The sequence below is a fragment of the Chelativorans sp. AA-79 genome (assembly GCF_029457495.1).
Taxonomy (GTDB): domain Bacteria; phylum Pseudomonadota; class Alphaproteobacteria; order Rhizobiales; family Rhizobiaceae; genus Chelativorans.
In genome coordinates, this window is record NZ_CP120361.1 from 1566759 (window position 1) to 1593634 (window position 26876).

Here is a 26876-nt window from a genome sequence, read left to right on the forward strand (position 1 = left end):
AACCTCAGAACTGCATGTAGATGAATTCGCCCGCCTGCCAGCGGCCGAGGAGCACCAGGCTGAAAATGCACGCGTAATAGGCGCCCCATCGCAGCGCGACCGGCGCTGCGGCGAGCCGCCTGGCCATCGGCCGACGCTCGTCCAGCACTTCGATGACGACCAGCACAGCAATCAGCACCGCCCCCAGGGCGTGGTCGGCGGTGAAGGGGTAGCGCGTCGCAAGCGATGGCAGGCTCGGCAGGGCCGACCAGATCTTGCTCATGACGGTGACCGCCTGACCGATGCTGTCGGCGCGGAAGAAGATCCAGCTCACCAGGATGAGATGGAAGGTGAGCACGATGCGGAACAGTCGCAAGGTCGTGCTCTCGCTCACGCGGGGGAGGACCGCCGAGACCCGCTTCCAGAAGCCCCGCGTGGCGAGGCCCGCCCACTGATAGGCCCCGTTGAGCGCGCCCCAGACGAGAAACGTCCAGCCTACGCCGTAGCCGAGCCCTGCGTGCCAAAGGCCGCTCACCATGAAGACGGCCATGGTGTTGGCATAGCGGCGGAGCATACCCTTCTGGCTGCCGCCCAGTGGGATGTACAGATAGTCGCGGAACCAGTGACCAAGCGAAATGTGCCAGCGTGAGGACCAGAACTCCGCCGTCGAGACGGCGAGGTACGGCCGGCGAAAGTTTTCCATGAGCCTGATGCCGAGGAGCAGCGAGATTCCGATGGCGATATCCGAATAGCCGGAGAAATCGCAGTAGATCTGGAAGGCGAAGAAATAGACGGCGATCACCAGTTCCATCGGTGATGCATAGGCGGCGATGCGGAATGCATCGTCGACCACCGGGGCCAGATTGTCGGCGATGACCACCTTCTTGAAAAGACCCCAGACAATCAGCTGCAGTCCGCTGACGGCGAGAATGGGATCAAAGCGCAACGATCCGGGTATCTGGGAAAGGAAGGGCTGGGCGCGCTCGATCGGCCCGGCCAGGATCTTCGGAAACCAGGAGACGTATAGGGCGAACCGGCCGGCATTCCGCTCGGGATCGCAAGCCCCGCGATACACGTCGACCAGATAGGCTGCCGCCATGAAGGCATAGAAGGAGAATCCGACCGGCGCAGTCAGGCCTAGGCGCGGCAGGTCGATGGCGCCGGCAAGGAGGCGTTCCACTTCGCTGGCCAGAAAATCGAAGAATTTCAGAGCGGCAAGCGCACCGAGAATGGTTGTGAGGCCAGTTGCGAGCGCAAGTTTTCGCCAGCCGGAGGTCTGCACGCCGGCGATCCACAGGCCCGCCGCCCATGCCGCAACGGTGACGCCGAGCAGGAAGGCGATATTTGCAAGGCCGAAGCTGGCGTAGAAGACCACGCTGGCGGTGAGCAACCACAGCCAGCGCCAACCGAGCGGCAGCAGGAGAAATCCGGCCAGCGTCGCGCAGAGAAAGAGGATGAAGGAAAGCGAGGTGAACAACATCTCCGTCGCCCCGCCTTGACCGCCTCAGTAGGTCGCGCCGCCGGCGCGCAGCTCCTCGGGCACTTCTTCGATCGGGATGCCGCCGTTGAGCACCAGATAATCCGCCAGCGCTTCCCGTTCCGCCTGGGTCGTGCCGATCTCGACATGGCTCGGCTTGTTCATGGTGCCGAGCCAGGCCTCGCGCGTGCGGTCCTGTGTGACGACGACGGTAATGATGTGGCAGGACTGGCAGAACTCCAGCGTGAGGTCGCGGCCGTCGCGCGGCAGGGCCAGCCCGTCCGTCTCGATGGTCTGGCCACCCTTTTCCGCAGCAGGCATGGTTGAAGCCAGGTAGGCGGCAAGTGTCTCCATCTGGGTTTCATCGAGCCCCGTCGAGGACAACCCGCGCAGGTAGCCCAGCCATTCGTCTTTGCCGCGGCTTGCCGAGAGGACCTCTCCCGGATCGACAATGCCCTCCGCCACCAGTCCGCCCAGCAGGGTCCTGCCGCCGTCGGGAACGAAGGCGAAAAGATCGTCCTCTTGCGCATTGAGAAGAGGCGGAAGGCTTGCGGTCAGAAGCAGGGCGAGGGCTGCAATTTTTGTCGGGAACTTCATTGTCATCTCCTGATGGTGGCGGAGCGGCACATCTCAAAAACGGAGATCCTCCGGCACCTTTTCGTAGGGGATCGGCATGTTGATCGCCGAGTAGCGGGCGAAGGTCTCGCGCTCCTTCTCCGTCATCGGCAGCTCCTTGTGGAATGGCGCCTTGAAGACACTGCGCCAGCCTTCCGTGTCGCGGTCATGCGCGAGATATCCGGTGAAGAAGGAATGGCAGAACTGGCAGTTCTCGATCGCCAGCTCCTTGCCGTCCAGGGGCAGTGCGGCCGCAAGCTCCTCGAATCCGGCAGCTGCCGGAGTATCGATCTGGGCCGGCATGTTGATCGCCAGATAGGAGGCGAGCGTCTCGACCGCATCTGACGACAGGTCCGGATCAGCGGCCGCCACGGTGGCCTTCCATTCATCCTCCGTGCCGGTTCCGCGGGCGATCTCCTCGAGGTCGATCGCAGAAGAACGGGCGAGCCGTAGCAGTGTCTGTCGCCCACCATCCGGCATGAAGCCGAAATCCGGCTGCGCCAGCAGCGATCCCGCGAGCACCGACAGGACGCCACCGAGCAGGATCACCGCCGCCTTGCGCCCGGACATTACTCCTGCTCCGCCAGTTCCGTGGCCATATCCGCCGGGACACGGTGCGAGAAGGAGAAGACCGGCACGTCGATCCGGGCGGTGGCCTTCTCGGCCGGGAAGCCGTCGCCCTGCAGGAGGTCGAGTGCTGTGACGGTCGCGTCGTCATAGAAGCGCTCGCCGCATCGGCCGCACACAACGGCCGGGATGTTCTCGACCACGACCAGCCGTTCGCCCTGCCACAGTGCCGATTTCACGAGCTCTTCACGCAATGCGGTGCTGCCGCATTGAGGGCATCCTTGGCCACTCCATTTGGTGGTAGCGGGATGAGCGGTGGGTGCGTCCATGGGGTGCTCCTGGCGTTTGAAAAATCCGGGCACGAACCGATTTTCGCGTTCGTGCCCGGAGTTGGCCGGTGGGAGGAGGTCAGCCGACCAGCTTCTTCGCCGCGCCGACGATGTGGTCGGCGTTGGGCCGCATCCAGAGAAACATCTCCGGCGAGGCCGGCGGCGGCGCGTCCGGGAAAGCCACGCGCTTGTAGCGGGCGCCGTCGACGTTTTCGGCCACGCGGGCGATCACCTCCGCGCCGGGACAGAGCGTGTAGTAGGACTGATCGACGGTCAGCAGCCGCTTCGTCTTTGCCACCGACTTCACCAACGTTTCCGTATCCATCGGCTTGAGGCTTCTGAGGTCGATCGCCTCGACGTTCATACCGGCCGCCTTCAGCGTTTCCGCCGCCTTCAGGACCTCCGGCATACTCGCGCCGGAGCCCACGATGGTGAGATCGCTGCCTTCCATGCGGACGATCGCCTTGTCGAGCGGCACTTCATATTGCTCGTCGGGCACCTCTTCGATGAGTTCGCGCAGGCCTGCAGGGTAGAGATAGACGACCGGGTTGGGGTCTCTCAGGGCGGAGACCATCATGCCCTTGGCGTCATAGGGCGTGGACGGTATCACCGTCTTCACGCCTGGGATGTGCGCGTAATAGGTGTCGATCTCGTAATCGGAGTGCTGCCCGGCGAAGCCCGGTGTCTGGCCGGTCATCTCCATGATGAAGACCACGGGCATGGACGCCTTTCCGCCGGTCATGTGACGCAGCTTGCCGGCGTGGTTCTGGACCACCTGAAAGGGCATGCACGCGCCCTGGTAGGGCACGTAGGTGGCTGCCCGCGAGCCCGCCAAGCCCGCGCCAAGCGTCGCCGAGGCCATCCAGTTCTCATCGATACCGGTGTTCACCACCCGGTTGCGCCCGAATTGCTTCTCCAGGTTGATGACAGGCCTGCCGGGGTTGGAGGCCACCGGCGGAGTGAGTTCGAAGATCCAGACCATATTCGGATCTTCCTGCATTTCGTGCTGTACGGCCTCAAGGACCGAGTACATCCAGCTTTTGCGTGCCATTTCACGTACCTTTCCAATTGCTGCCAGGGGAGAGGGGACCGGACCTGCCGGCGTCGCCTCTCAACCGAACTGGCGCGCCTCGACGGTGCCTTCGACGAAGACGTTCTTCAGCCCGTCTTCCGCCTTGCAGAGGGGCTGCTCCGCCGCCCAGGCGAAGGCATCTGAGACTTCCTGCTTCACCGAAGCCTCGATCTCGGCAGCCTTGGCATGGTCGACCACGCCCCAATTGACGAGGATGTCGTGAGCGATCCTGACGGGGTCGCGTTGCATCCAGGCGCGCAGCTCCCGCTCCGGCCGGAAGGAAGAGATGGCAAGCGGATCGTAACCGAAGGCGCCGAGCTCGCCGGGCTTGGCGCCGGGCGCACCCCAATGGTTGTAGTAGCGGTAGGTCTTGGCCTCGATCAGCGTCGGCCCTTCGCCAGCTCTTGCCCGGTCGACGGCCGTCTTGGCGGCATTGTAGACCTGGATCACGTCCTGCCCGTCCACGATGACACCGGGAATGCCGTAGGTGTTCGCGGCATCCGCAATGTCCTTCAGCGGGCACGAATAGGAGTAGTGCGCATACTGGTGATAGAGGTTGTTCTCCAGCACATAGATGAAGGGCAGCTTCAACAGAGCGGCGTTGTTCAGCGTCGAGTGGAAATGCGGCGTCGCATAGGTGCCGTCACCGCCGAAATTCACCACCACCTGGTCGCTGCCGCGCGCCTTGATGGCGAAGGCGGAGCCGCTGGCGATCACCGGGCCCGGACCGATCATGCCGTCCGCGCCTATGAAGCCCACTTCGGGATCGCAGAGGTGCATTTCGGCCGCATAGCCGCCGTTGAGGCCGGTGGCGCGGAAGTCGTTCTCCGCCGCCATCAGCTTCATGTCCACGCCTTTGGCGATCGCATGGCCGGTCGGCCGGTGCGTCGAATAGGCCAGGTCGGCTTGCATCACGCCGCCGGAGTTGCGCAGCGCCGAGCAGACGCCGACGGCGACTGCCTCCTGGCCCGCGTAGAAATGATTGTAGCCGCGGTAGTTCGGGTCCGTCAGCATCTTGTCGGCCATGGTGCGCTCATGCCAGCGGATGCGCAGGATGGTCGTGTACATGTCGACGAGCTGCTGGTCCGAAAGGTCCTTCGCCCAAAAGCCGATCTCGCCGTTTGCCCGTGCGAGCGTGGTGCCGAAGGACACGGCTGCGCCCGCGATGGCGGCGGCCTTCAAGAAGCTCCGGCGCGAGGTTCCAAGCGGAGAAATGTGCTCGTCACCGTCCGACTTGCGATCTGGATTGTCATGCATGACATCGTCTCCCTGTGCTCCCCGGGTTGCCTGCGGACAAGCCAGTTCCCCGAGCGATGAGAGCTATCATCGACCTCGAATTCGCGGTTCTCATTGATCCCGATCAACGGGATGCCCGTTCGGGCCGCAAATGGCCGGCGCTGGGGTGGTCGGCAATGCCAGCGAGGGCAGCGTAAAGTTCATCGGCGGGAAGTTTCGTGAGGTCCTTGCCGATCTCACTGACGACCACTTCCCTCAATGCAGCAGGCAGTGTCTGCCGAACGATACCGAGCATTCGCGGCTCTGCGACCACCGCCAGACGGTCGAACTCGCCGGCGGCGTGATGGTACTGAAGATGCTTGCTCAACATCGAAGCGAACCGCCTCTGGCGGTCGCGAACCGGATCGGAACGGTATTCCATCGCAGACCGTCGCGCGCCGTGGGATTCGAAGCTGCGCCCCGGACGATCCGCCATGATCCGCCGAAGCGGCTTGTGCTCAATCTCGAAGACGAGATCGTCGAGACGCTCCCCGGTTTCCGCATCGCATGCCAGCTCGCGCACGATGCGCGCCTGACCGCCGTCCGTCACAAGAATCCAGGTCCTCGGCTTTTTCATCGCCCTTCTCCATTGTTCGAGAGACTGCCCATGCAGATTTCTTCGCGGGATCGCCTTGATGCGCATCAACTATCGAGTGGGCGTGCTGATGCGTTGACGCCGATCAACGCCACGCGACGTCGATGCGCCGATACTTGCCCAGCGAGAGGCGGGAATGGTCCCGCTGCAACAGAGAGGCGAAGTTATGAGCGATATCGATCTGAAACAGGACATCTTAGACGAGCTCGATTTCGAGCCGAGCATTGATGCTGCCGATATCGGCGTGGCGGTCGAGAACGGGATTGTGACGTTGACCGGACATGTCCCGACCTATGCACAGAAGACCACGGTCGAGGACGTGGTTCGCCGTGTGAAGGGCGTGAAGGGCATCGCTCAGGAAATCGAGGTCCGTCCGTACGGGAGCAACCAGACGGCTGACGACGAGATCGCCAAACGCGCGATCAACATGATCCACTGGAACACGGCCATTCCCGACAGCGCCGTCCAGGTCAAGGTCCAGAAAGGCTGGGTGACACTGACCGGCAAGGTCGAGTGGCAGTATCAGAAGACCGCCGCCGCTGACGCGATCCGTGGCCTTGCGGGTGTGGTCGGTATACAGAACAACATTGCGGTAAAGGCACATGCGTCAGCGTCTGACGTCAAAAAACGCATCGAGGATGCCCTGAAACGCAACGCGGAAATCGAGGCCAGGGCGATCCGCGTCGACGTCCTCGACGGCGGAAAGGTAAGGCTCGAAGGCCGTGTCCATGCATGGTCCGAACGCAGTGCCGCCGAACGCGCAGCATGGTCCGCGCCGGGCGTCAACCTTGTCGAAGACCGCATTACCATTGGATGAGCTCCACTCATTGCGTCATCATGTGACGGGAGACGGGTGTAGCATCCGCCTCCCGTCGAAAGCGTGGTATTTGAGAGGGCAGCCATGAAGGCGATGGTGCTCAAGGAGGCGCGGAGACCACTGGTCTTGACCGATCTTCCGGATCCCACGCCAGGACGCGGCGAGATCAGGCTCAAGGTGGAGGCCTGCGCGGTCTGCCGGACCGATCTTCACGTGGTCGACGGCGATCTGAAAGACCCGAAGCTTCCGCTTATTCCGGGACACGAGATCGTTGGCATCATAGACAAGGTCGGAGAAGGCGTCGACGAGGCAAGGCTCAGTCGTCGGGTAGGGGTGCCTTGGCTCGGCCATACCTGCGGCGCATGCCCCTATTGTCTTGCGGGTTCCGAGAACCTTTGTGACCAGCCGCTGTTCACCGGCTACACGCGCGATGGCGGCTTTGCAAGCCATGTGGTCGCCGATGCCGATTTCGCCTTTGATCTCGATGCGACACGCGATCCGGTGGCCCTGTCGCCTCTACTCTGCGCCGGGCTCATAGGCTGGCGCTCCCTTAAGATGGCCGGTGACGGAAGACGGATCGGCATTTACGGCTTCGGTGCTGCCGCTCATATCACTGCTCAGATCTGTGTCTGGCAGGGCCGGGATGTGTTCGCTTTTACCCGGTCAGGCGATTCGGAGGCGCAGCGCTTTGCGCTGAGCCTCGGTGTGGCCTGGGCTGGCGGCTCCGACGCCGCGCCGCCTGATCTAATGGATGCTGCGATCATATTTGCTCCCGTCGGGGACCTCGTGCCGGCCGCACTTCGGGCCGTGCGCAAAGGGGGGCGCGTCGTGTGCGGAGGCATTCACATGAGCGACATCCCCGCGATGCCGTATTCCCTGTTGTGGGAAGAACGTCAGCTGGTAACTGTGGCCAATCTGACCCGTGCCGACGCGACAGAGTTTTTTCCCGTCGCCAGAAGGGCTGGAGTGCGTACCCATACAACAGTGTATTCGCTCGAAAGGGCCAATGAAGCGCTCGCGGATCTGCGCGCCGGCCGCCTCAGTGGTGCAGCGGTGCTCGTCCCGGGTTGGCCAACCGAGATCGCACGTGAGATGGGTTCGGACCTGGTCGTAGCGGGCGGTTACGGACATAGCCGATTGCGCGAATGGTCGTTCGGTGGTGTCGCGCGGTCGCTGCTCGGCGATGGATCCATGCACCGCCTGATCTCCAGCTGACACCGTCGATTGCTTCTCCAGGACCGAAGCCACTGTGCCGTTTAGGAAGACGCAGCCCCTCCACCAGCTCGATTATGGGCAGGACAGGCAGGGCGTTCGTCTGAGCCCTTATGAAGGCAGGGCGGGCACTACCGTGAAGGCGCCATAACCGATAACGAGTGCCAGAAGGGTGAAGCCGGCAAGGGCAAAAGCAAACCTGGGCGGACCTGCCATCATCGCGAGCGCCGCGCGCAAGAGCGCGTTTGTCGCCAGAGCGGCAAGCACCGCCTGTCCCGCCACTTCGGGAGGAACTGCTTCCCGGACGAGACGCAGCGCACTCAGCACGGCGACATCCACATCAAAGGTCCCGGATACGGCCGAGGTCGCGAGTAGCCCGCTCACGCCGGTGATATCGGCCAGCGCGGCGCTCGCGGTCGCGACAATAGCGAAGAGCAGGGCGAAAAGGAGCAGCGGCGCAACCTCGAAGGGATTGCGGACCGGCGAGTTGCCCAGTCCCTGACTGTCACGGAACATGAACAAAGCACCGCAGGCACCGAAGCAGAGGGCGGCCAGAAGCGCGGGCACGCCGATCGTCGGAAAGACCCGCGGTTCAATGATGATGACAATCAGCAAAACGCGCAGGATCGAGACCATCGCCGCCAGCGATGCCGCGCCCGAAAGCGGGGTGGCGCGGGCACTATCGTTAGCTATCCGTGCCAGGGCGAGTGTCACGGCCGTGGAGGAAACGACGGCGCCCGCCAGCACGCTGACTAGCAGGCCGCGGGTTTCGCCCAATACCCGCACCGCGACATAGCCGAGAAAGGATATCGCAGCTATCAGGACGGTGAAGAACCAGATCTCCCACGGGTTCAGCCCGCCCCAGGGGTCGACCGTCCTGTTCGGCAGGAGCGGAAGCACGATGGCCGTCATCACCGCGAGAATGAGGGCCGATCGCAACTCGATCCATGTCAGCCGCCGCAGAAGGCTGTGCAGGACTTCCCGGCTGGCAAGGATCGCCGCAAGGGCCGCACCTCCTGCTGCCGCCGCGCGATAGTCGCCGGCGACCGCGAAGGCGCCGAGGGCGAACACGCTCAATCCCGCGACCACGCTCGTGACGCTGAAATCCTCGTCATGGATAGCCTCGCGCGTCTTATACCAGGCGAAGATGGCGGCAAAGCTGACGAAGCCGGCGATCAGCAGCGCATTCGAGCCGAGCGCGTCCGCGAGGGCAGCGAAGATGCCCCCGAGGAGGCCGGAGATGCCGAAAGTGCGAATGCCGGCCGTACGGCTGCGGTCTGGGGCATCCCGCTCGCGCCAGCCGCGCTCCAGCCCGACGAGAAGGCCGATGGCAAGTGCCAGGCCGAGCCTTGCGATCAGCGGGTCCATTTGGTCTAACGTCAAGCGGAGGCGGCCGGCAGACGGCCGCGCGCCCACTGCACGATTTGGGCGTCGGTCATCGCACCGGAGGTGCGCGCTATCTCGCGGCCGCCGTGAAAGAGGATCATCGTCGGGATTCCCCGAATCCCAAGTCTCGCGGCCGCGGACTGCTCGACATCGGAGTTGAGTTTGACCAGGCGCAGCCGGGGTTCGAGTTCACGCGCAGCCGCCTCGAATGCGGGCGCCATCATCCGGCACGGTCCGCACCATGGCGCCCAGACATCGACGAGCACGGGAACGGTGCTGCGGGCGATCTGGCGCTCCAGAATATCCGCGTCGACGTCTTCGGGGTGTCCTGAAAAGAGCCTGGCTCCGCATTTTCCGCACTTGCCAGCGAGGGCGGAACGGGCGGGCGGCAGACGATTGACCCCGCCGCATTTGGAACAGACGATGTAGGCCTCGTTCATTGCCGGAACTTCCCGTTGAAACTTGGCGGTCGCGGGGACACTCTTCCCACGTCCTTGCGAAGATAAAATCTATCGCGCCTTGAGATGAATACCACCTTGACCCGCGTCAAAGGGGCTGAGGGCGTCCTGCGTGGTGGGCGGCAATGGCGGCGCGGTGCACGCCTGGAGGCTGATTTACGCGCGTGCCTGGCTCGATTCTTGAATCGGGCGGTCCTCGTCGACCAGGATGCGCGCGGCCGCGCCATCCAGGTCTTCGTACTGCCCATCGCGCAGCGACCAGAGGAAGGTGGCGAGGGCGGCTATGCCCATGAGAATGGCGATCGGGATCAGCCAGACGAGATAACTCACGAGGTAACCTCAACCAGTTTCGGTCCACGCAATTCGGATGGCGTCCGCTCCCCGCTACGCAGCCTGAGCGCGTTGGCGACGACCAGGATCGAGGAGGAAGACATCGCGATGGCGGCGATCAGCGGCGTGACATGGCCGGCCAGCGCCAGCGGCAGGACGGCGAGGTTGTAGACCACTGCCAGTGCGAGGTTCTGGCGCACCAGCACTGCCGCACGTAATGCCGTCGCCAGCGCGGCCGGCACGGCGCTCAGCGCTCCATTGACGAACACCATATCGGCCGCGTGGCGCCCCACCTCCGCCGCGCTGCCCGGGGCCATGGAGACGTGCGCGGCGGCAAGGGCGGGAGCGTCGTTCAGCCCGTCGCCGACCATCAGCACGATGCGGCCCTGCCTGCGCAGTTCTTCCAGCCGTGCCACCTTGTCCGCCGGTAGCATTGAAGCCCGGTAGGTCTCGATGCCGAGCTGGTGCGCGGCGGCCGCGACCGCCTCTGCACCGTCGCCCGATACGATCTCCACGACGATGCCGCGCTCCAGGAGGGCGCGGACGGCGGCTTTCGCGTCGGCGCGCGGCGTGTCGGTGAAGGAGAATGTTCCGAGGGGAACACCGTCGCGCGACAGCGTGCTCATGCTTCGTTCGCTTGCAGCGGCTGGCTCCGCGCACGCCCAGGAGGGACGGCCGAGGCGGTAGAGCGCGCCGGCGATGCGAGCCTCTACGCCAAGCCCCGGATGCTCGGCGAAGTCTTCCACCGTCAGGTCGGCGCCGGCCGGGTCGAACCGGGCGACGGCGCGCGCAGCGGGGTGGCGGGAGAGGGCCGCAAGGGCTGCGGCCACGGCAAGGTCGCGTTCCGGCACGGTGGAAGCGGCGACGCGCAAATTACCCAGGGTCAGCGTGCCGGTCTTGTCGAAGACCACCGTGTCGATCCCGGCCAACCGCTCCAGCGCGCTCCCTTCCTTGAGGGCGATGCCGTGCTCGAACAGCCGGCGCGCGGCCATCACCTGCACCATCGGCACGGCGAGCCCCAGGGCACAGGGGCAGGTGATGATCAGCACCGAGACGGCGACGGTGAGCGCGCGGTGCCAGTCGCCGGTCGCCGCCATCCAGCCGATGAAGGAGGCGAGGGCCAGAATGTGGATGACCGGCGAATAGAGGCTCGCAGCGCGGTCGGCGATCCGCCGGTAGCGCGAGCGGCCGGCCTCGGCCGCCTCCATCATGCGCATCATCTCGGCGAGGAACGAATCCTCCACTTTTCGCTCGGCGCGGATGGTCAGTGCACCCGTGAGATTCAGCATGCCGGCGCTGACCTTGTCGCCGTGCGTGGCGATCACCGGCGTGGCCTCGCCCGTGACAAGCTGAGCATCCAGCTCGCCGCCGCCGCGCATGACGATGCCGTCGAGCGGGATCCGCTCGCCCGGTGCGACGAGCAGCGTCTCCCCTGGTGCGATCTCGCGCACGTCCTTGTAGCTGCGCACGCCATCCGCGGAGACCGTCACCGCGCCGCGCGGCATGATGCGCGCCAGCCCGGAGATGGCGGTCCTGGCCTTGCGGCGCATCATGTGGTCGAGCGTGCGGCCGATCAGAAGGAAGAAAGTGAGCGAGACCACCGCGTCGAAATAGGCATGCGGCTCGTTGCGGAACGTGTCGTGCAGGCTGAGCGCGAGCGTCAGCAGGATACCGACGGAGATCGGCACGTCCATGTTGGTCGTGCGCGCCTTCAGCGCCGACCACGCGGAGGCGAAGAAGACGCGGCCGGAATAGGCGATAGCCGGCAACGCCATCAGGGCTGAGACCATGTGGAAGGCGTGCCGGGTCTCGGCATCGGCGCCTGACCATACGGAGACCGAGAGCAGCATGATGTTCATGGCGGCGAAGCCTGCCACGGCCGTGGCGCGCAGGAGACGGCCGAACTCGGGATCGTCGTCCGACTGGTCATGCGTATAGAGCGTGGCGTCGTAGCCGGCTCTCGCCAACGCGTCGAAGAAGGGCGGTACGGGACCGTTCTTCCGCCACTGCACCGAAACACGCCGGGTCGACAGGTTGAGCCTTGCCGCCTCCACGCCAGGCAATGCCAGGAGCGCTTGCTCGATCGTCTTGATGCAGGCGCCGCAATGGGCGGCCGGCACGCTGAAATCCGTCTGCATCAGCGTTTCGGAGAGGGCCCGGCTCGCAAGGCGCACCTCCTCGTCGGCGGGTTGGCCGACCGGCGCGATGTCGGCTCCAGGGGCGCAGCAGCCCGCCACGGTCTCAGCTCCGGGCGATGGCTTCATAGGCATGCCAGGTGGCATGGCCGAGAAGCGGGAAGATGATGACGAGGCCGAGAAGCCCGGTGGCGACGGCGAGCAGGAAGAGCGTCAGCACCATGCCGCCCCACATCAACATGACCGGCAAATTGTTCCAGACCAGCGCCATGCTGGTGCCCATGGCCGTCAGCGCATCGGTACGCCGGTCGAGCAGCATCGGGATGGCGAAGACGCTGATGGCGTATGCGAAGGCGGCAAAGATCCCGCCGACAACGGTGCCGGTGAGGAGCATCGCCCAGCCGATTGGCGTGGTGAAAAGCATCGGCGCGATCTGGTCGAGCCCGGGGAAGGGCCGATAGCCGAAGAACAGCGCATAGATGAGGACGGCCGCGCGCATCCAGAAGACCATCAGGAGCGCGAGGATCAGCCCTACGAAGAAGATCTGGCCGCCGGACCGCGCGGGACCGAAGAGAACGTTGCGGAGGCCGAGCGGCTCGCCCGCCGCGAGCCGGCGGCTCTTCTCGTACGTGCCGATGGCGATCAGCGGCCCGACGATCATGAAGCCGGAGAGGGCGGGAAAAAGGATGTGATCCCAGCCGGCGGCGAACATCACCGCGACGGTGAGCGCCGAAAGGGCAAGCACGCCGATGCCGTGGACGAGGCTCAGCCATGGCTTCTTTGTGAAATCGCGCCAGCCGCCCGCCAGCCAGCGAAACGCCTCCGAAAGCGGGAGATCGCGGCCGCGGGCCGCCGGGGCCGCGGCTTCAAGTTCGTTCACGTGGATGTCGTTCGCCATGTGCTCGCTCTCTTCTCCAGCCTCAGCAGGCGGACTTCGCCGCCCGGTATTGTCCGGGCCGCGTTTCGTCCGGCATCTTGATGTGGTCGACGCATTCGGCGCGCGCCTCGAGCGCGACATAAAGCAGGTGTGCGTTCGCGCCGACGAAGAGGAGGACGGCCGCGGCCACCCCCGCCGTCGCCCAGAGCCGCGTTACGCGCCCGTGCGCGGCCCTTCTCATCGTGCCGTCTCCGCTTGGCGCTTGGCGATCTCCGTCACGTATAGCGCCAGGATCTTGCGGTCGGTCTCGGTGAGCCGGTTTTCCCAATGCGGCATGTGGCCCTGCCGGCCTTGCGAGATGATGCGGATCAGGGTCGTGCGGTCGCTGCCGGTGACCCAGGAATCATCCATGAGGTCGGGCACGCCCATGGCCGGATCGCCGCGCCCTTCCGCGCCGTGGCAGGCGGCGCAATTGTCGGCGAAGAGCTGTGTACCCTCCTCTATACCCTTCGCATCCAGCGGGCCGAGATCATCGATCCCTTCTGCATTGTTGCGAATGAAGGAGACGATGGAGGAGATCGCCGCCCGATCGAGGATACCGTCGCGGCCGAAGGCCGGCATCTGTGCGAAGCGGGTCTCGGGATGGGTGGAATTGATGCCGATGCGCAGGGTCTCGGCGACGATCTCCGGGTCGCCGCCCCACAGCCAGGCATCGTCCGCGAGGCTCGGGAAACCGGGATTGCCCTTCGCGTCGGTGCCGTGGCAGGCGGCGCAATTATCGCCGAACAGGGTCCTGCCGGACTCGCGCACGATGCGCATCAGTTCCGGGCGCTCGGTGATCTCGGCGAAGCCGAGCCGCGCGATCTCGTCCGTCCAGGCGGCGCGCTGGGCGGCGGCTTCCTGCACGACTTTCTCCACGGTTTGGCGCTGGTCGATGCCGAGCAGGCCCTTCGTATAGGTGACGCCCAAAGGCCAGGATGGCATCAGCACCCAGTAGACGGTGGAAAACAGCGTCGTGGCGACGAGGAAGAAGATGACGGCACGCGGGACGCGGTTGTCCAGTTCCTTGATGCCGTTCCATTCGTGCCCAGTCGTCGGCTTGCCGGTGACGGGGTCGCGTTCGCCTACCGCCATGGCCGGTCCTCCTTGTCGAGCACGATCAGCTTGGCGCGGGCGAAGCGCTTCCGGTTGCCGGGCCAGAAGGTGTAGGCGAGCACGCCGATGGACAGCGCGATGAGGTAAAAGAGCCCCCAGCTCTTGGCGAGCGCGACGAGGGTGTCGTGGCCGATGTCCATCATTCCGTTTCCTCTGCCTGTACGACTTGTTCGCCGGTCCGCTTCTCGTGGGCGGCGTCGGTCAACTGCCCGACGATCTGCAGATAGGCGACCAGCGCGTCCATCTCGGTGAGCCGCCCCGGATCGCCGTCGAAGGCGCGGATATTGGTGTCCGCGCCGTAGCGCTCGGCGACACCCTCGGCCATGTCGCTGTCGGGATAGGCCTGGGCGAACGCATCGCGCGTTGCGTTCTCGATCATCACGTCCGTATAGGGCACGCCCACGCGGCGCATGGCCGTCAGATGGCCCGGCAGGTCGTCTGTCTTCAGGGCATTGCGTTGAAGCCAGGCGTAGGCCGGCATCTTGGATTGCGGCACCACGGCGCGGGGGTCGACGAGGTGTGCGACGTGCCATTCATCGGAATATTTGCCGCCGACGCGGGCAAGGTCCGGGCCGGTGCGCTTCGATCCCCATAGCATCGGGTGGTCGTATTGGGATTCCACGGCCAGCGAATAGGGGCCGTAGCGCTCCACCTCGTCGCGGAGCGTGCGGATCATTTGGCTATGGCAGGCATAGCAGCCTTCGCGGATGTAGATGTTGCGGCCGGCGAGCTCCAGCGGCGTGTAGACCCGCATGTCCTCGACCTTCTCGACGGTCTCGTCGATGGTGAAGAGCGGCGCGATCTCCACGAGGCCGCCGATGCTCGACACGCCGATAATGGCCAGCACGAAGCCGACGGCCGTGCGCTCGAGTTTCCTGTGTGCTTCGGGCATGTCCTTACTCCCCCGGCACGAGCGGGCGATCGCCGCCGAACGCGTCGGTGCGCTGGCGGAGCGGTAGTGGCTCGTGCCGGATCGTCATGAAGATGTTGTAGGTGCCGACCACCGCGCCGATCAGGAAGAAGAACCCACCGACGGTGCGCGCGATATAGTAGGGATGCATGGCGACCAGAGACTCGATGAAGGAGTAGGTCAGCATCCCGCTTTCATTGTAGGTGCGCCACATCAGCCCCTGGATGATGCCGGAGTTCCACATTGCGAAGACGTAGATCAGCGTGCCGATCACCGCGCACCAGAAGTGCACCTCCACGAGCGTGTTGGAGTACATGCGCGCGCGTTTCCACATGGCCGGCGTCAACGTGTACAGCGCGCCGAAGGTGATCATCGCCACCCAGCCGAGCGCGCCGGCATGGACGTGTCCGACGGTCCAGTCGGTATAGTGCGAAAGCGAGTTCACGGCGCGGATCGCAAGGAAGGAGCCTTCGAACGTGGACAGGCCATAGAAGACGGCCGCCACCATCATGAAGCGCAGGGTGGCGTCGTCGCGCACCTTGTGCCAGGCACCGTTGAGGGTGAGAAGCGCGTTGGCGGCCGACGCCCAGGAGGGCACGAGCAGCACCACCGAGAAGGTCATGCCGAGCGTCTGCACCCAGTGGGGCAGGGCGGTGTAGTGCAGATGGTGCGAGCCCGCCCACATGTACAAGAAGGTGATGCCCCAGAAGCTGATGATCGATAGCCGGTAGGAATAGATCGGCCGCTCCGCCCGCTTCGGCAGGTAGTAGTACATCATGCCCAGAAAGCCGGCGGTCAGGAAAAAGGCGACGGCGTTGTGGCCGTACCACCATTGCGTCATCGCGTCCTGCACGCCGGAAAAGGCGGAATAGGCCTTGGCGTTGCCGATTCCGACCGGCACGGCGAGGTTGTTGACGATGTGCAGGATCGCCACGACCAGGATGAAGGCCATGAAGTACCAGTTGGCCACATAGATGTGCGGCTCCTTGCGGCGGGCGAGCGTGCGGATATAGAGCGCGAAATAGGCGACCCAGACGACCACCAGCCAGAGGTCGGCATACCATTCCGGCTCGGCATATTCCTTCGACTGGGTGATGCCGGCGAAATAGCCGGAGACGGCGAGCAGGCAGAAAAGGTTGTAGCCGAGCAGCACGAACCAGGGGCTCACCTGGTCGGGCAGCCGGGCGCGCGAGGTGCGCTGCACGACATGCAGCGAGGTGGCGATCAGCGCATTGCCGCCGAAGCCGAAGATGACGCCCGTCGTGTGCGCCGGGCGCAGCCGACCGAAACTCGCCCAGGCCGCGTCGAAGGTCAGCTCGGGCCAGGCCAGAAGGGCTGCCACCCACACGCCGACGAACATGCCGAAGATGGCCCACAGCATCGTCAGCACGATGCCGAAGCGGATTGGATCGTCGTAATATTCGGCAAGCCGGCTCTCGTACGGCTCGGGCGCGTCGAGATTCCGCAGAAGCGCGATCATCACGAGTGCGCCGAAGACCACGATCAGTAGGCCCTGATAGGCCAGCACGTCGTTGCGGCCGGCGATGCCGAGCGCAGCACCCATGAGTGTGACAAGCCCGGCGAGCACGAGTCCGATGTGCCGTTCAGTGATGGTCAGTTGTGCGATCAATTGTTTCCCTCACTCAATCTGCTGCGTGTGCCCGCTGCCACCAGGCAGCGGTTCCATTTGAAGCAGCAGGCCGGGCCGGACTTTGTTCTGGATCAAATTCGGCGCGAATGTTCATCGCTCCGGTGCACGGGTTCCCGAGCGTTGCCCTCGTTGCCCGTGTCAGCGGGTGATCAAGGTACGGTCGCGGAGTGCCCGCAGGGCATTGAGAATAACCGCTATATCGATGCCCTCCTGAAGAAAGGCCCCTGCAACCGGCGTGATCAGCCCGAAAGCGGCAGCGATCATCGCCACTCCCGAGAGGGTGAGGCCGACGACGATGCTTTGCAGGGCGATAGCGCGCGTGCGGTGCGCGATCTGCAGGGCCTCGCCCACCGGGCGCAGGCGATCTGTCAGGACAACCACATCCGCGGTTTGCGAGGAAGCTGTGGCGCCGCGCGCGCCCATGGCAACGCCGACCGTGGCGGCGGCCAACGCCGGGGCATCGTTGATGCCGTCGCCGATCATCATGGTCGGGGCCTGCCGCATCTCCTCTTTTACCGCTTCGACCTTTTCCGCAGGGTTTGCATTGGCGATCACGGCATCGAGGTCGAGCTGTGCGGCCACACGGGCCGCGGCCCAGTGATCGTCTCCCGTCAGCATGACCGTCCGGCCGATGCCGGACGACTTCAAGGTGCGGAGCGTCTCGGCGGCGTCGCCCCGCAAGGCGTCGCCGAAGGTGAAGATGCCGGCAAGGCGGCCGTCGAGGGCAACATAGACCCTGAGCACCGGCTGGCCGGCATAACGTCTTTCGCCGTCCGCTGCCCAGATCGGAGCGACGCTGCCGCCCAGTACGAGAGCGCGCGAGCCGGCACGGATCTGCGTTCCCTCTATGATGCCTTCCAGCCCGGCGCCGCGGTGTTCCCTCACCTTGGCGGGGTGCGAGAGCGTCAGATTGCGGGCACGCGCCTCGCCGACGATGGCGTCTGCCAGCACATGGTGGGAAGCCTGCTCCAGGCAGGCGAGCAGCCGTAGCACCTCGTCCGTGTCGCGGCCTGGCGCGGTCTCCCGTTCCACAAGCTGGGCGCCGCCGCGGGTGAGCGTGCCGGTCTTGTCGAAGACGGCGGTCCGTGCCCGCGCAAGCGCTTCCAGTGCTTCGCTGCCCTTCATCAAAACGCCGGCGCGCGCTGCCCGCGAGACGCCACCGATGAACGCGACCGGAGCTGCGAGGATGAGCGGGCAGGGCGTCGCGACGACCAGAACGGCGAGCGCGCGGATGGGGTCGCCCGAGGCATACCAGGCGAGCGCGGCGACAATAATCGTGGCCGGCAGAAGGAGAAGGGCAAACCGGTCCGCCATGCGGATGAAGGGCGCCTTGGCCGTCTGGGCAACAGCAACCATGCGCACGATTCCGGCATAGGTGCTCTGATTCGCGCGAGCCGACGCCCGCATTGTGAAGGCCTCGCCGGCATTGACGGTGCCGCTGCGCAGGAAGTCCCCCGCGCGACGGCTTTCCGGCAACGGCTCGCCGGTGACGGCTTGCTCGTCGACCTTTGCCGCCGGGTCGAGCAGATTGCCGTCAACCGGCAGCACATCGCCGGCGCGAACGAGAATGTCGTCGCCGACATGAACGTCCTCGACCGGGATCGTCTCGACGGCTTCCGCGGATTTCCGGAGTGCAAAGCGCGGCGACCTGTCGGTCAGCGCCTTGAGGCTGCGCTCGGCCCGATCGCGCGCGAAATCCTCCAGCACCGTGCCGCCGGCATACATGATCGCCACCACGACCGCGGCAAGCGACTGATCGAGCAGCAGCGCCGCGGAGATCGAAACCAGAGCGATGGCATCGACGCCGAACCGGCCGATCCAAAAATCCCGCAGGATCGAGACGAAGAGCACGATGACGACGGGAATGGCTCCGGCGGCCCAGATTTCCTCGGGACCGATGCCCATCCAAAGCTGAGACTGGAGTCCGACCCTCATCGCGAGGCCGGCGGCAAGTCCAAGCAGGGCGACGCCGAGGAGGACCCGCCTGAGAAACGCCTCGGTCAAAATGATCTTCCATGCGGCGGGGCCTTTTTCCCGGCCTGGATCTGCACTCAGTTGCTCCAGCACGCGGCCCGCAGGTGGAACCGGCAGCGGCAGTTCAGGCTCGTTCATCAGTGGGACAGCAGCACTGGCATGCGCAGGTCTTCGAGGACGCCGCTGGTGGCGCCGCCCAGCACGAACTGCCTGAGCCGCGAATGGCCGTAGGCGCCCATGACAAGCAGGTCGGCGCCGAGCTTTTGCGCCTCGGCCTGAAGCGTCTCGCCGATGCGGCGCCCCGCAGCGTGCACGGAGTGAACAGAGGAGCGGTGCCCGCGCTTGGCCAGATAGTCAGCCAGCAGTTTGGCTCCGCTGCCGTCCTTTATGGGCTTCTCGTCTGTGACCACGACAATCGAGATCGCCTTTGCCTTTCGCAGGAAGGGCATCGCATCCGATACGGCTCTTGCTGCGACGCGGCTTCCGTCCCAGGCGATCGCGACGTGCTTGATCGTCTCGGTTTCCGCTTCTGGCAGCACGACCACCGGGCGGCCCGACTCGAAGATGAGCGCCTCGGCGACCACCTGCGTTGTGGCGTTGGAGGCGGTCCAGCCGATCAATGACAGGTCGTGATAGCGTGCCGCATTCGCGGCAACAGGTCCGAACTCGGTCTCGCGTGCGTGAATGTTTTCCACCCGGCATTCAATGCTGAGAGACGCGGCCTTGTCCGCCACGATCTGCAGCAGACGCTGCCCCTTGGCCCGGCTGCTCTCTTCCACCTCGCGGATGAGCTTTGGCAGGTCGAGCAGGAGGCCCGAGAGCGCGTTGGAGATATCGGGTACCTCCACTTCGAGCGCCATTGCATGCAGTTGCGCGCCGAGGCATTTGGCCACGCGCGCCGCATTGGTCGCGACTGATTCCGAGCTGGCATCGGGATGGGTGATCAGTGGAAGAAGAATGTCGGAATACATCGAATCGCTCCGGTTCGGTTTGGGATGGAAGCGTGATCCATCCCACAGGCTCGGCCCTCCTGATCACACGGATCCGTCCCCACCACATTGTCCTGAATCAAATCGCGCCGTCAGCTTTCAATGTCGCTCAGGCCGAGCCTGATCGCGGACGCGGCGGTCGCTTGAGAACCGATCTTCTTTGCGCAAGCACAACGATTGGCGATGCGGCACGGGCGACAGTGCCGTTCGCGAGGAGAGAGCCGTGCGGGAAGTGCATCTTGATCCGGATATGACGCTGGAGGAGATCATGCGGGCCTGGCCCCCCGCCATCTCCGTCATACTGCGCCACCACATGCTGTGCGTCGGCTGCCCCATCACCGCTTTTCATACCGTCAACGACGCCTGCCGCGAGCATATGATAGACGAAGGTGCCTTCCTGGAGGAGTTGAGGGCGGCGATCGCGGGCGGTTGAAGGAGCGACTATCGCTTCTCGCGGCTTTCCGCCTTAAACATCAGGCGGTGCGGGTCGGAAATGGTCACTCGCTTGCGGCCGCTCTTGACGATCCCCTCGCCCTCCCACGCGCTCATGAGCCGGCTGACCGTGTGCAAGGTCGCGCCGGTCATCTCCGCGATATCCTGGCGCGTGATCGGGAAATCGATCTCGATCCCCTCTGGCGTCTTTCGGCCCGTCTGCCTCACCAGCCGCAAGAGAGCGTGCGCCACGCGCTGCTCAACCTGCTCCGTCGACATCTCGATTACGCGCGCATGCGCCTCCTGGAGACGGCTGCCGACGGTCCTGTAGGTGTTGGCGCCGAGCGTGGGAAATCGGGTCGACAGTTCCGGCCACAGCGCGCTCGGCCAGGCCAGCACCACGCAATCCACCGCGGCAATCGCCGTCGCGGGATAGGTCGTGCGGCCAAGGGCGGCGGCGATGCCGAAGACCTCACCTTCGCTGATGTAGCGGACAATGACCTGTTGGCCCTCCGGCGTGATGCGCACCACGCGCACATGCCCGTCGAGCAAGACGAAGAAGAGATGCGCCTCCGCCTCCTGTTCGAAAATGGGCTTCTCTCTTTCGAACCGCAAGGACCGGGCGGGAGCGAGCACTTGCTCGAGCTCCTCCTTCTCGAGGCTTTCAAAAGGTGGCAGGCCGGCAATCAGCGATGCATCGAGTTTAGGCACATTATCTCCCGGCGGTTCGGTGAACATTTTCGGCTCACTTTGCGCGAGCGCAAATTCTCCGCCTGCTCTCGGCGATAAACAGGATGCAACACCCGAGGCCGATAGGAAAGGAACCGAAATGAAAAAGACAATGCTCGCCGCAGCCTGCGTCCTGCTCGCCGTCACCGGCGCTGCAGGCGCCGAGGAGCATGTGATCGAGATGCTGAACAAGGGCGAGAAGGGTGCGATGGTTTTCGTGCCGGACATCGTCCGTGCGGCGCCTGGCGATACGATCCGCTTCGTGGCCGTCGACAAGGGCCACAACGCGGAGACGATCAAGGGGATGGTCCCTGAAGGAGCGGAAGGTTTCAAGGGCAAGATCAACGAGGAAGTCACGGTGACGCTCGCCGAGGAAGGCATTTACGGCGTCAAATGCGCGCCCCACTACGGCATGGGCATGGTGGCGCTGATCACGGTCGGTGAACCCGTCAATGCCGCCCAGGCGGAAACGGTGAAGCATCCCGGCAAGGCCGGCAAGGTGTTTGCCGAGTTGTTCGGACAGGCCGTAGCCTCGAAGTGAGGCATGGCGCCGCTACGATCTTCTTGGCGATGTGACGATACGGCCGGGACAAGCACGAGCCAGTGCCGCCCGGCCGTCTTTCCATTGGAGTGCATTCATGGCCATTCCCAGGCTCCGGGCCTTCGAGGGCCCCGCCTTGCTTTCCTACGGCTTCCGGCCGTTTTTTCTCCTGGGCTCGCTCTATGCGGGCCTTTCGATTCTCATATGGGTGCCGCTTTACATGGGTGCGCTCGACATGCGCATGCTGTTTCTGCCAGCGGACTGGCATATCCATGAGATGCTGTTCGGCTATCTCGCGGCGATCGTTGCCGGCTTCCTCCTGACGGCGGTGCCCAACTGGACGGGCAGATTGCCTGTGCAGGGCCTACCGCTTCTTGTACTCGTTCTGTTGTGGGGCGCGGGGCGCTTTGCCGTTCTTCTGTCGGCGTCGCTCGGTTGGCAGCTTACCGCCGTCATCGATTGCGCCTTTCTCGCCGCCCTTGGCCTGGCGATCGCCCGCGAGATCGTCGCCGGCAGGAACTGGCGCAATCTCAAGGTCCTCGTGCCGGTCGCGGTCCTTCTCCTCGCCAACGGTCTCTTCCACATCGAGGCACAATTCCATGGCGTTTCCGACGTCAGCCGGCGTCTGGGGCTCGCTGCGGCGATCACGCTGATCATGCTGATCGGCGGCCGCATTATTCCGTCCTTCACGCGCAACTGGCTGGTTCGGGAAAATCCGGGGCGGTTGCCGGTTTCCTTCGGGCGGTATGACGGCCTTTCCATCGTGGCATCCGTCCTGGCGTTGGCCGCGTGGACCGTCGCGCCGGAACACGCGGTTTCCGCAACGCTTATGGCACTCGCGGCCATCCTGCAGGCCGGGCGACTGGCGCGCTGGGCAGGCGAGCGCACCTGGCGCGATCCGCTGGTCGCGGTGCTTCACCTTGCCTACACTTTCGTTCCCCTCGGCCTCGCACTCCTGTCCCTGGCGATTTTCGCGCCGGGCGCCGTTCCAGTCGCCGCCGGCATGCATGCGCTGGGCGGTGGCGCGATCGGCGGCATGACCCTTTCGGTAATGGTGCGCGCCACCTTGGGGCATACCGGCCGGACGCTCCAGGCGGACCGCGCGACGATCGTCATCTTTGCTGCCGTCTTTGCCGCTGCGCTTCTACGCATCGTGGCGGCGTTCGATGTGCGGATGGTCTGGATCCACGCGGCGGGCGGGGCGTGGGCGCTCGCCTTCCTCGGCTTTGCCGTCCTCTACGGCCCGGCACTCCTCACACGGCGGCTTCAGCCTGCCTGAATCGGAAAGGCCCGACGCGATGCGCCGGGCCTTGGTCTTGTAAGCTCGCCCGCTCAGTAGGATGCGATCGGTCGCGGCGCGTCGACCTGCTTCATCAGATCGTCATTCCACTCGCCCTCCACCATGATGTGCGCGGCCGCTCCCAGTTCGATCGCCTCGATGAGGTTATGATTGACATAGGCATAGAGGCCGGGCTGCAGGAAGGTGTAGGTCGCGGCACCCGCCGAGCCGCCGCGGATGAACCAGGTTTCGAGGTCTCTGGCGGGCGGGTTGGCGAACTTGCCCTCTTCCCAGACATGGTCGCCATGGCCGCCGATCAGGTGAGGCCGAGTGTCCCGGTTCGCCTGCGCGTGGACGATCATGACCGTCTCGCCGACCTTGGCGGTCAGGGCGCTGTCGCCCGTCAGCGCCCCCTTGGCCCCGTTGAAGACGACATGGGTCGGAACCAGCCCGCGCATCACCTCCACCGTGTCGGCATAGGCGTCACCCGCCGACTCGTAGCTCTTGAAGTTGCCGTCCGCATCGCGCGGAACGTAAAAATCGTTCTCGCCAATATAGTAGATGCGGTCGTAGCGGATGGGCTCACCCTTGTCGTTCTTCAACCCCTCGCGCGGCAGCACCATGATGGTGCCGCTCATGCCCGAGACCACATGCCAGGGAGTCATCGGCCCGCCCGGCGCGCAGTGATAGACGAAGACGCCCGCACGGGTGGCCTTGAAGCGCAAGGTGGTCTGTTCGCCAGGATTGATCAGGGTCAGCTCGCCGCCGCCCATGGCGCCGGTCGCGGCATGGAAATCGATATTGTGGGCGAGGCCGTTGGTCTCAGGGTTGACCAGCGTCAGCTCCACATAGTCACCCTCATGCACCACCATCATCGGCCCGGGAACCGAGCCGTCGAAGGTCATGGCCTGGAAGGTCGTGCCGTCCTCGTCGATGACGATCTCCTTCTCCTGGATGGTCATGGTGAACTTGACGACCTTCGGCCCGCCGGTCGCCACCTGCTCGTGATCATGCACGAAGGGCGGCGGAACCAGCGCGACCGTCTGGCGCGGCAGGGCGTCGGCTTCGCCTGCTAGAACGGGCGACGCCGTGAAGGGCAGGGCACTCAGCATGGCGGCTGTGGCAACGCCCAGCAGTGCTTCGCGACGCGTGAACATTTCGGTCTCCTTGTAGTGTCTGGTTGTCGATGAAGAAAACGCTACAGGCAGACCGGCCGAAGTTCTTTGCTCTGGCGCAAATACCTTGACTGCCATTTCCGACCTGCTGGGCATGCGAAAGTAGTGTCTTGACTTCTGCGCCAGACTTCTTCGGAGACGTTGCGCTGGATCAAAGTTTGCGCGGCGCGTTCGAGCTAGGGGGATTGATGACTGCCGAAAGGGCGGTCCTGTCAATTCTTTCCAGGAGACGCTGTCATGGCCATCGCCAGCGACGCAACCGAGCCGCGGAGGCTCCCCTTTCCATCGGCCTTCACCATTCTGTTCGGACTTATCATCCTCGTTGCCGCGCTCACTTGGGTCATTCCGGCCGGGCAGTATGAGCGCACCTTCAACACCGCGCTCGATAGGGAGGTGCCGGTCGCCGGCACCTATCAGACGACGGACCCCAACCCGCAGGGCGTTTTCGACGTGATCATGGCGCCGATCGCCGGACTCTACGATCCGGCGAGCGGCACGGCCAATGCCATCGACGTGGCTCTGTTCGTGCTGGTCATCGGCGGCTTCATCGGCGTGGTCGCCTCGACCGGCGCCGTCAATGCCGGCGTGGGCGGTGCGATGACGGCGCTGCGCGGCCGGGAGAAGTGGATGATCCCGGTCCTCATGGGCCTCTTCGCCTTCGGCGGCACGACCTACGGCATGGCCGAAGAGACGCTGGCCTTCTACATGCTCCTGATCCCGGTCATGATCGCAGCGCGCTACGATGCGGTCACCGCGGTGGCGGTGATCCTGCTCGGCGCGGGCGTCGGTGTGCTTGGCTCGACGGTGAATGCTTTCGCCACGGTGATCGCGTCGGATGCCGCCGGTATCCCCTTCACACAGGGTATCGTGCTGCGCTTCGTCATCCTCGGCCTCTCATGGCTCGCCTGCGTCGTCTACGTGATGCGCTACGCCGAACGCGTGCGGCTCGATCCCACCAAGTCGCTTGTGTACGATCGCAAAGCCGACAACGAGAAGCACTTCCTCGCCGGCCACGAGAACGACGCCGCACTCGACTTCACCGGCCTGCACAAGATCGTACTGACGCTCTTTGGTCTGACCTTCGTGGTGATGATCTGGGGCGTGCTCTATGGCGGCTGGTGGATGGGCGAGATGACCGGCCTGTTCCTCGCCTCCGCTCTTCTCATCGGCATTATCGCACGGACCGGCGAGCAGAAATTCGTCGATGCGTTCCTGAACGGCGCGCGCGATCTCCTGGGTGTTGCCCTCATCATCGGGCTCGCTCGCGGCATCGTCGTCATCATGGATGCGGGCAAGATCACCGACACCATCCTGCATTGGGCCGAGGTCTCGGTCTCCGGCCTGTCGGCGGTGGTGTTCGTCAACGTTATTTACTGGATCGAGGTGCTTCTGTCCTTCTTCGTGCCCTCGTCCTCCGGTCTCGCCGTGCTCAGTATGCCGATCATGGCGCCGGTCGCCGATTTCGTCGGCACGGGACGCGATCTGGTGGTCACCGCCTATCAATCGGCCAACGGCCTCGTGAACCTCGTCAACCCGACCTTCGCCGTGGTGATGGGCGCGCTCGCCATCGGCCGGGTGCCCTATGAGCGCTGGCTCGCCTTCATGTGGCCTCTGCTCCTCATCCTGTCGGCGATCATCATGATCTGCCTCAGCGTCGCAACCGTTCTCGCCTGAGGAGACCGACATGTCCCTTGTCTACGGAGTGCACTCGGAAGTGGGCAAGCTGCGCCGCGTCATGGTGCATAGGCCCGGGACGGCGCTGGCGCGCCTGACGCCATCCAACTGCCACGAACTCCTGTTCGACGACGTACTGTGGGTGAAGCAGGCCCGCGTCGAGCACATGACCTTCGTCGATGCCATGCGCTACCGCGGCGTGGAGGTGGTGTTCCTGCGCGAAATGCTGACGGAGACCATGCGCATCCCGGAGGCCCGGCGCTGGCTGGTCGACCGGCGCGTCAACGACAATACGGTCGGCGTCGGCCTTGCCGACGATCTGCATGCTCACCTGATGGAGATCGATGCCGATGCGCTGTCGAGTATCCTCGTCGGCGGGTTGAGCAAGGCCGAGCTGCCGGTGAAGACCAACAGTGTCGTTGCCTCAGTTCTGACGCCGGAGGATTTCATCCTGCCGCCGCTGCCCAATCACATCTTCACCCGCGACACGACTTGCTGGATCTATGAGGGCGTGACGCTCAATCCCATGCGGTGGAACGCGCGGCAGCTCGAGACGGTGAACATCGCCGCGATCTACCGCTTCCATCCGGATTTCCGCGACGCCGGCTTTCCCGTCTGGTTCGGCAACCCCGACCGCAGCTTCGGCGCCGCCACGGCGGAAGGCGGCGACGTGATGCCCATCGGCAACCGCGCGGTTCTGGTCGGCATGGGCGAGCGCACCACAGCGCATGCGGTGGGGCAGATCGCGCGCTCGCTCTTCGCCCACGGAGCCGCCGAGCGTGTCATCGCCTGCAAGCTCCCCAGGGAGCGGGCGAGCATGCATCTGGACACGGTTTTCACTTTCTGCGATCGCGACCTCGTCACCGTCTTTGCCGAAGTGGTGAACGGTATCGAGGCCTATTCCCTCCGCCCCGGCGAAAAGCCGGGCACGGTGGACGCACGTGTCGAGGAACAGCCACTGACCGAGGTGGTGGCCGGCGCACTCGGCCTTCAGAAGTTGCGCGTCGTGGAGACGGGTGGTGATGCCTACGTCCAGGAGCGCGAGCAGTGGGATGACGGCAACAATGTCGTCGCGCTCGAGCCCGGCGTCGTCGTCGGCTACGACCGCAACACCTACACCAACACGCTTTTGAGAAAGGCCGGTGTCGAGGTCATCACCGTCCCCGGCGCCGAGCTCGGACGCGGCCGCGGTGGCGGACATTGCATGACCTGCCCGCTCATCCGCGATCCCGCCTGATCCCAA

Annotated in this window: 27 protein-coding genes and 1 pseudogene; 7 read left to right on the forward strand and 21 right to left on the reverse strand. The window is 64.7% G+C overall.

The genetic code is table 11. The features are described from left to right. Positions 1 to 4: 4 nt before the first annotated feature. The 7 genes from PVE73_RS07665 to PVE73_RS07695 form a co-directional block, all read right to left on the reverse strand. Positions 5 to 1459 carry an MBOAT family O-acyltransferase gene (locus tag PVE73_RS07665; protein ID WP_277366368.1) on the reverse strand — a complete coding sequence of 485 codons (1455 nt, stop codon included), beginning with the start codon at positions 1457 to 1459 and terminating at the stop codon, positions 5 to 7. A gap of 24 nt (positions 1460 to 1483) precedes the next feature. Continuing rightward, on the reverse strand, positions 1484 to 2053 hold the full coding sequence (locus PVE73_RS07670; RefSeq protein WP_277366369.1) for a hypothetical protein: 570 nt from the start codon (positions 2051 to 2053) through the stop codon (positions 1484 to 1486). A gap of 33 nt (positions 2054 to 2086) precedes the next feature. Beyond that, a complete protein-coding gene (locus tag PVE73_RS07675) occupies positions 2087 to 2641 on the reverse strand; it encodes a hypothetical protein (protein ID WP_277366370.1) in 555 nt (184 codons plus the stop codon). Beyond that, positions 2641 to 2967, reverse strand: coding sequence for a type II toxin-antitoxin system MqsA family antitoxin (locus PVE73_RS07680; protein WP_277366371.1), 327 nt, complete (start codon positions 2965 to 2967; stop codon positions 2641 to 2643). Before PVE73_RS07680 ends, PVE73_RS07675 begins: the two co-directional genes overlap by 1 nt. A 79-nt stretch (positions 2968 to 3046) precedes the next feature. After that, positions 3047 to 4018: a transketolase C-terminal domain-containing protein gene (locus tag PVE73_RS07685; RefSeq protein WP_277366372.1), complete on the reverse strand. Its 972-nt coding sequence runs from the start codon at positions 4016 to 4018 to the stop codon at positions 3047 to 3049. Between the two features lie 60 nt (positions 4019 to 4078). Beyond that, the gene (locus tag PVE73_RS07690) at positions 4079 to 5296 is read right to left on the reverse strand and encodes a thiamine pyrophosphate-dependent dehydrogenase E1 component subunit alpha (protein WP_277366373.1); all 1218 of its coding nucleotides are present in this window, start codon (positions 5294 to 5296) and stop codon (positions 4079 to 4081) included. A gap of 103 nt (positions 5297 to 5399) precedes the next feature. Next, on the reverse strand, positions 5400 to 5891 hold the full coding sequence (locus PVE73_RS07695; protein WP_277366374.1) for a host attachment protein: 492 nt from the start codon (positions 5889 to 5891) through the stop codon (positions 5400 to 5402). 184 nt (positions 5892 to 6075) lie between these two features. On the opposite strand from PVE73_RS07695, the gene PVE73_RS07700 reads away from it, so the two are divergent. Beyond that, the gene (locus PVE73_RS07700) at positions 6076 to 6726 is read left to right on the forward strand and encodes a BON domain-containing protein (protein ID WP_277366375.1); all 651 of its coding nucleotides are present in this window, start codon (positions 6076 to 6078) and stop codon (positions 6724 to 6726) included. Between the two features lie 84 nt (positions 6727 to 6810). Then, positions 6811 to 7791 (forward strand): annotated as a pseudogene (locus PVE73_RS07705) (zinc-dependent alcohol dehydrogenase family protein); the annotation flags it as partial. 258 nt (positions 7792 to 8049) lie between these two features. Here PVE73_RS07705 and PVE73_RS07710 read toward each other — a convergent pair. The 12 genes from PVE73_RS07710 to PVE73_RS07765 form a co-directional block, all read right to left on the reverse strand. Continuing rightward, the gene (locus tag PVE73_RS07710) at positions 8050 to 9306 is read right to left on the reverse strand and encodes an MgtC/SapB family protein (protein ID WP_277366376.1); all 1257 of its coding nucleotides are present in this window, start codon (positions 9304 to 9306) and stop codon (positions 8050 to 8052) included. A gap of 11 nt (positions 9307 to 9317) precedes the next feature. Further along, complete coding sequence (gene trxC / locus PVE73_RS07715) at positions 9318 to 9764, reverse strand: thioredoxin TrxC (protein WP_277366377.1); 447 nt, start codon at positions 9762 to 9764, stop codon at positions 9318 to 9320. A 174-nt stretch (positions 9765 to 9938) separates the two neighbouring features. Further along, the gene (ccoS, locus tag PVE73_RS07720) at positions 9939 to 10112 is read right to left on the reverse strand and encodes a cbb3-type cytochrome oxidase assembly protein CcoS (protein ID WP_277366378.1); all 174 of its coding nucleotides are present in this window, start codon (positions 10110 to 10112) and stop codon (positions 9939 to 9941) included. Continuing rightward, on the reverse strand, positions 10109 to 12349 hold the full coding sequence (locus PVE73_RS07725; RefSeq protein WP_277366379.1) for a heavy metal translocating P-type ATPase: 2241 nt from the start codon (positions 12347 to 12349) through the stop codon (positions 10109 to 10111). Before PVE73_RS07725 ends, ccoS begins: the two co-directional genes overlap by 4 nt. 4 nt (positions 12350 to 12353) lie before the next feature. Further along, positions 12354 to 13145, reverse strand: coding sequence for a DUF2189 domain-containing protein (locus PVE73_RS07730; RefSeq protein WP_277366380.1), 792 nt, complete (start codon positions 13143 to 13145; stop codon positions 12354 to 12356). Positions 13146 to 13167: 22 nt separating this feature from the next. Next, positions 13168 to 13365 (reverse strand): hypothetical protein, encoded by a 198-nt coding sequence (locus PVE73_RS07735; protein WP_277366381.1) that lies wholly within the window; start codon positions 13363 to 13365, stop codon positions 13168 to 13170. Beyond that, positions 13362 to 14258, reverse strand: coding sequence for a cytochrome-c oxidase, cbb3-type subunit III (gene ccoP / locus PVE73_RS07740; RefSeq protein ID WP_277366382.1), 897 nt, complete (start codon positions 14256 to 14258; stop codon positions 13362 to 13364). The genes PVE73_RS07735 and ccoP overlap by 4 nt, the downstream gene beginning before the upstream one ends. Then, positions 14249 to 14419 (reverse strand): cbb3-type cytochrome c oxidase subunit 3, encoded by a 171-nt coding sequence (locus PVE73_RS07745; RefSeq protein WP_277367380.1) that lies wholly within the window; start codon positions 14417 to 14419, stop codon positions 14249 to 14251. The genes ccoP and PVE73_RS07745 overlap by 10 nt, the downstream gene beginning before the upstream one ends. Next, positions 14419 to 15171 (reverse strand): cytochrome-c oxidase, cbb3-type subunit II, encoded by a 753-nt coding sequence (gene ccoO, locus PVE73_RS07750; protein ID WP_277366383.1) that lies wholly within the window; start codon positions 15169 to 15171, stop codon positions 14419 to 14421. Before ccoO ends, PVE73_RS07745 begins: the two co-directional genes overlap by 1 nt. 4 nt (positions 15172 to 15175) lie before the next feature. Then, positions 15176 to 16819, reverse strand: coding sequence for a cytochrome-c oxidase, cbb3-type subunit I (ccoN, locus tag PVE73_RS07755; protein WP_277366384.1), 1644 nt, complete (start codon positions 16817 to 16819; stop codon positions 15176 to 15178). 159 nt (positions 16820 to 16978) lie between these two features. Next, the gene (locus PVE73_RS07760) at positions 16979 to 18844 is read right to left on the reverse strand and encodes a heavy metal translocating P-type ATPase (RefSeq protein WP_277367381.1); all 1866 of its coding nucleotides are present in this window, start codon (positions 18842 to 18844) and stop codon (positions 16979 to 16981) included. A gap of 107 nt (positions 18845 to 18951) precedes the next feature. Beyond that, positions 18952 to 19785, reverse strand: a complete 834-nt coding sequence (locus PVE73_RS07765; protein ID WP_277366385.1) for a universal stress protein — start codon at positions 19783 to 19785, stop codon at positions 18952 to 18954. A gap of 241 nt (positions 19786 to 20026) precedes the next feature. Here PVE73_RS07765 and PVE73_RS07770 point away from each other — a divergent pair, with 241 nt between their 5' ends. Beyond that, positions 20027 to 20236, forward strand: coding sequence for a DUF1858 domain-containing protein (locus PVE73_RS07770; protein WP_346772406.1), 210 nt, complete (start codon positions 20027 to 20029; stop codon positions 20234 to 20236). Between the two features lie 8 nt (positions 20237 to 20244). Here the strand turns inward: PVE73_RS07770 and PVE73_RS07775 are convergent, their stop codons facing one another. After that, positions 20245 to 20946: a Crp/Fnr family transcriptional regulator gene (locus PVE73_RS07775; RefSeq protein ID WP_277366386.1), complete on the reverse strand. Its 702-nt coding sequence runs from the start codon at positions 20944 to 20946 to the stop codon at positions 20245 to 20247. A gap of 118 nt (positions 20947 to 21064) precedes the next feature. Here PVE73_RS07775 and PVE73_RS07780 point away from each other — a divergent pair, with 118 nt between their 5' ends. Continuing rightward, positions 21065 to 21505, forward strand: coding sequence for a pseudoazurin (locus PVE73_RS07780; protein ID WP_277366387.1), 441 nt, complete (start codon positions 21065 to 21067; stop codon positions 21503 to 21505). A gap of 97 nt (positions 21506 to 21602) precedes the next feature. Beyond that, positions 21603 to 22784, forward strand: a complete 1182-nt coding sequence (locus tag PVE73_RS07785; protein WP_277366388.1) for an NnrS family protein — start codon at positions 21603 to 21605, stop codon at positions 22782 to 22784. Between the two features lie 53 nt (positions 22785 to 22837). Here PVE73_RS07785 and nirK read toward each other — a convergent pair whose 3' ends face one another. Beyond that, entirely contained in the window at positions 22838 to 23941 is a 1104-nt protein-coding gene (gene nirK / locus PVE73_RS07790) for a copper-containing nitrite reductase (protein ID WP_277366389.1), read from the reverse strand. 255 nt (positions 23942 to 24196) lie between these two features. Here nirK and PVE73_RS07795 point away from each other — a divergent pair, with 255 nt between their 5' ends. Both PVE73_RS07795 and arcA read left to right on the forward strand, forming a co-directional pair. Continuing rightward, a complete protein-coding gene (locus PVE73_RS07795) occupies positions 24197 to 25633 on the forward strand; it encodes a YfcC family protein (protein ID WP_277366390.1) in 1437 nt (478 codons plus the stop codon). A 10-nt stretch (positions 25634 to 25643) separates the two neighbouring features. After that, complete coding sequence (gene arcA, locus PVE73_RS07800) at positions 25644 to 26870, forward strand: arginine deiminase (RefSeq protein ID WP_277366391.1); 1227 nt, start codon at positions 25644 to 25646, stop codon at positions 26868 to 26870. Positions 26871 to 26876: the final 6 nt, after the last annotated feature.

Bases quoted from the DNA above. Each gene is read 5' to 3' on its own strand.
- ccoP (WP_277366382.1), bottom strand. From the start codon at position 14,258: ATGGCGGTAGGCGAACGCGACCCCGTCACCGGCAAGCCGACGACTGGG.
- PVE73_RS07690 (WP_277366373.1), bottom strand. From the start codon at position 5,296: ATGCATGACAATCCAGATCGCAAGTCGGACGGTGACGAGCACATTTCT.
- PVE73_RS07795 (WP_277366390.1), top strand. From the start codon at position 24,197: ATGGCCATCGCCAGCGACGCAACCGAGCCGCGGAGGCTCCCCTTTCCA.
- ccoO (WP_277366383.1), bottom strand. From the start codon at position 15,171: ATGCCCGAAGCACACAGGAAACTCGAGCGCACGGCCGTCGGCTTCGTG.
- PVE73_RS07765 (WP_277366385.1), bottom strand. From the start codon at position 19,785: ATGTATTCCGACATTCTTCTTCCACTGATCACCCATCCCGATGCCAGC.
- PVE73_RS07670 (WP_277366369.1), bottom strand. From the start codon at position 2,053: ATGAAGTTCCCGACAAAAATTGCAGCCCTCGCCCTGCTTCTGACCGCA.
- PVE73_RS07675 (WP_277366370.1), bottom strand. From the start codon at position 2,641: ATGTCCGGGCGCAAGGCGGCGGTGATCCTGCTCGGTGGCGTCCTGTCG.
- PVE73_RS07695 (WP_277366374.1), bottom strand. From the start codon at position 5,891: ATGAAAAAGCCGAGGACCTGGATTCTTGTGACGGACGGCGGTCAGGCG.
- PVE73_RS07735 (WP_277366381.1), bottom strand. From the start codon at position 13,365: ATGAGAAGGGCCGCGCACGGGCGCGTAACGCGGCTCTGGGCGACGGCG.
- arcA (WP_277366391.1), top strand. From the start codon at position 25,644: ATGTCCCTTGTCTACGGAGTGCACTCGGAAGTGGGCAAGCTGCGCCGC.
- PVE73_RS07730 (WP_277366380.1), bottom strand. From the start codon at position 13,145: ATGGCGAACGACATCCACGTGAACGAACTTGAAGCCGCGGCCCCGGCG.
- trxC (WP_277366377.1), bottom strand. From the start codon at position 9,764: ATGAACGAGGCCTACATCGTCTGTTCCAAATGCGGCGGGGTCAATCGT.
- PVE73_RS07700 (WP_277366375.1), top strand. From the start codon at position 6,076: ATGAGCGATATCGATCTGAAACAGGACATCTTAGACGAGCTCGATTTC.
- PVE73_RS07785 (WP_277366388.1), top strand. From the start codon at position 21,603: ATGGCCATTCCCAGGCTCCGGGCCTTCGAGGGCCCCGCCTTGCTTTCC.
- PVE73_RS07665 (WP_277366368.1), bottom strand. From the start codon at position 1,459: ATGTTGTTCACCTCGCTTTCCTTCATCCTCTTTCTCTGCGCGACGCTG.
- PVE73_RS07685 (WP_277366372.1), bottom strand. From the start codon at position 4,018: ATGGCACGCAAAAGCTGGATGTACTCGGTCCTTGAGGCCGTACAGCAC.
- nirK (WP_277366389.1), bottom strand. From the start codon at position 23,941: ATGTTCACGCGTCGCGAAGCACTGCTGGGCGTTGCCACAGCCGCCATG.
- PVE73_RS07780 (WP_277366387.1), top strand. From the start codon at position 21,065: ATGAAAAAGACAATGCTCGCCGCAGCCTGCGTCCTGCTCGCCGTCACC.
- PVE73_RS07745 (WP_277367380.1), bottom strand. From the start codon at position 14,419: ATGGACATCGGCCACGACACCCTCGTCGCGCTCGCCAAGAGCTGGGGG.
- PVE73_RS07710 (WP_277366376.1), bottom strand. From the start codon at position 9,306: ATGGACCCGCTGATCGCAAGGCTCGGCCTGGCACTTGCCATCGGCCTT.
- PVE73_RS07680 (WP_277366371.1), bottom strand. From the start codon at position 2,967: ATGGACGCACCCACCGCTCATCCCGCTACCACCAAATGGAGTGGCCAA.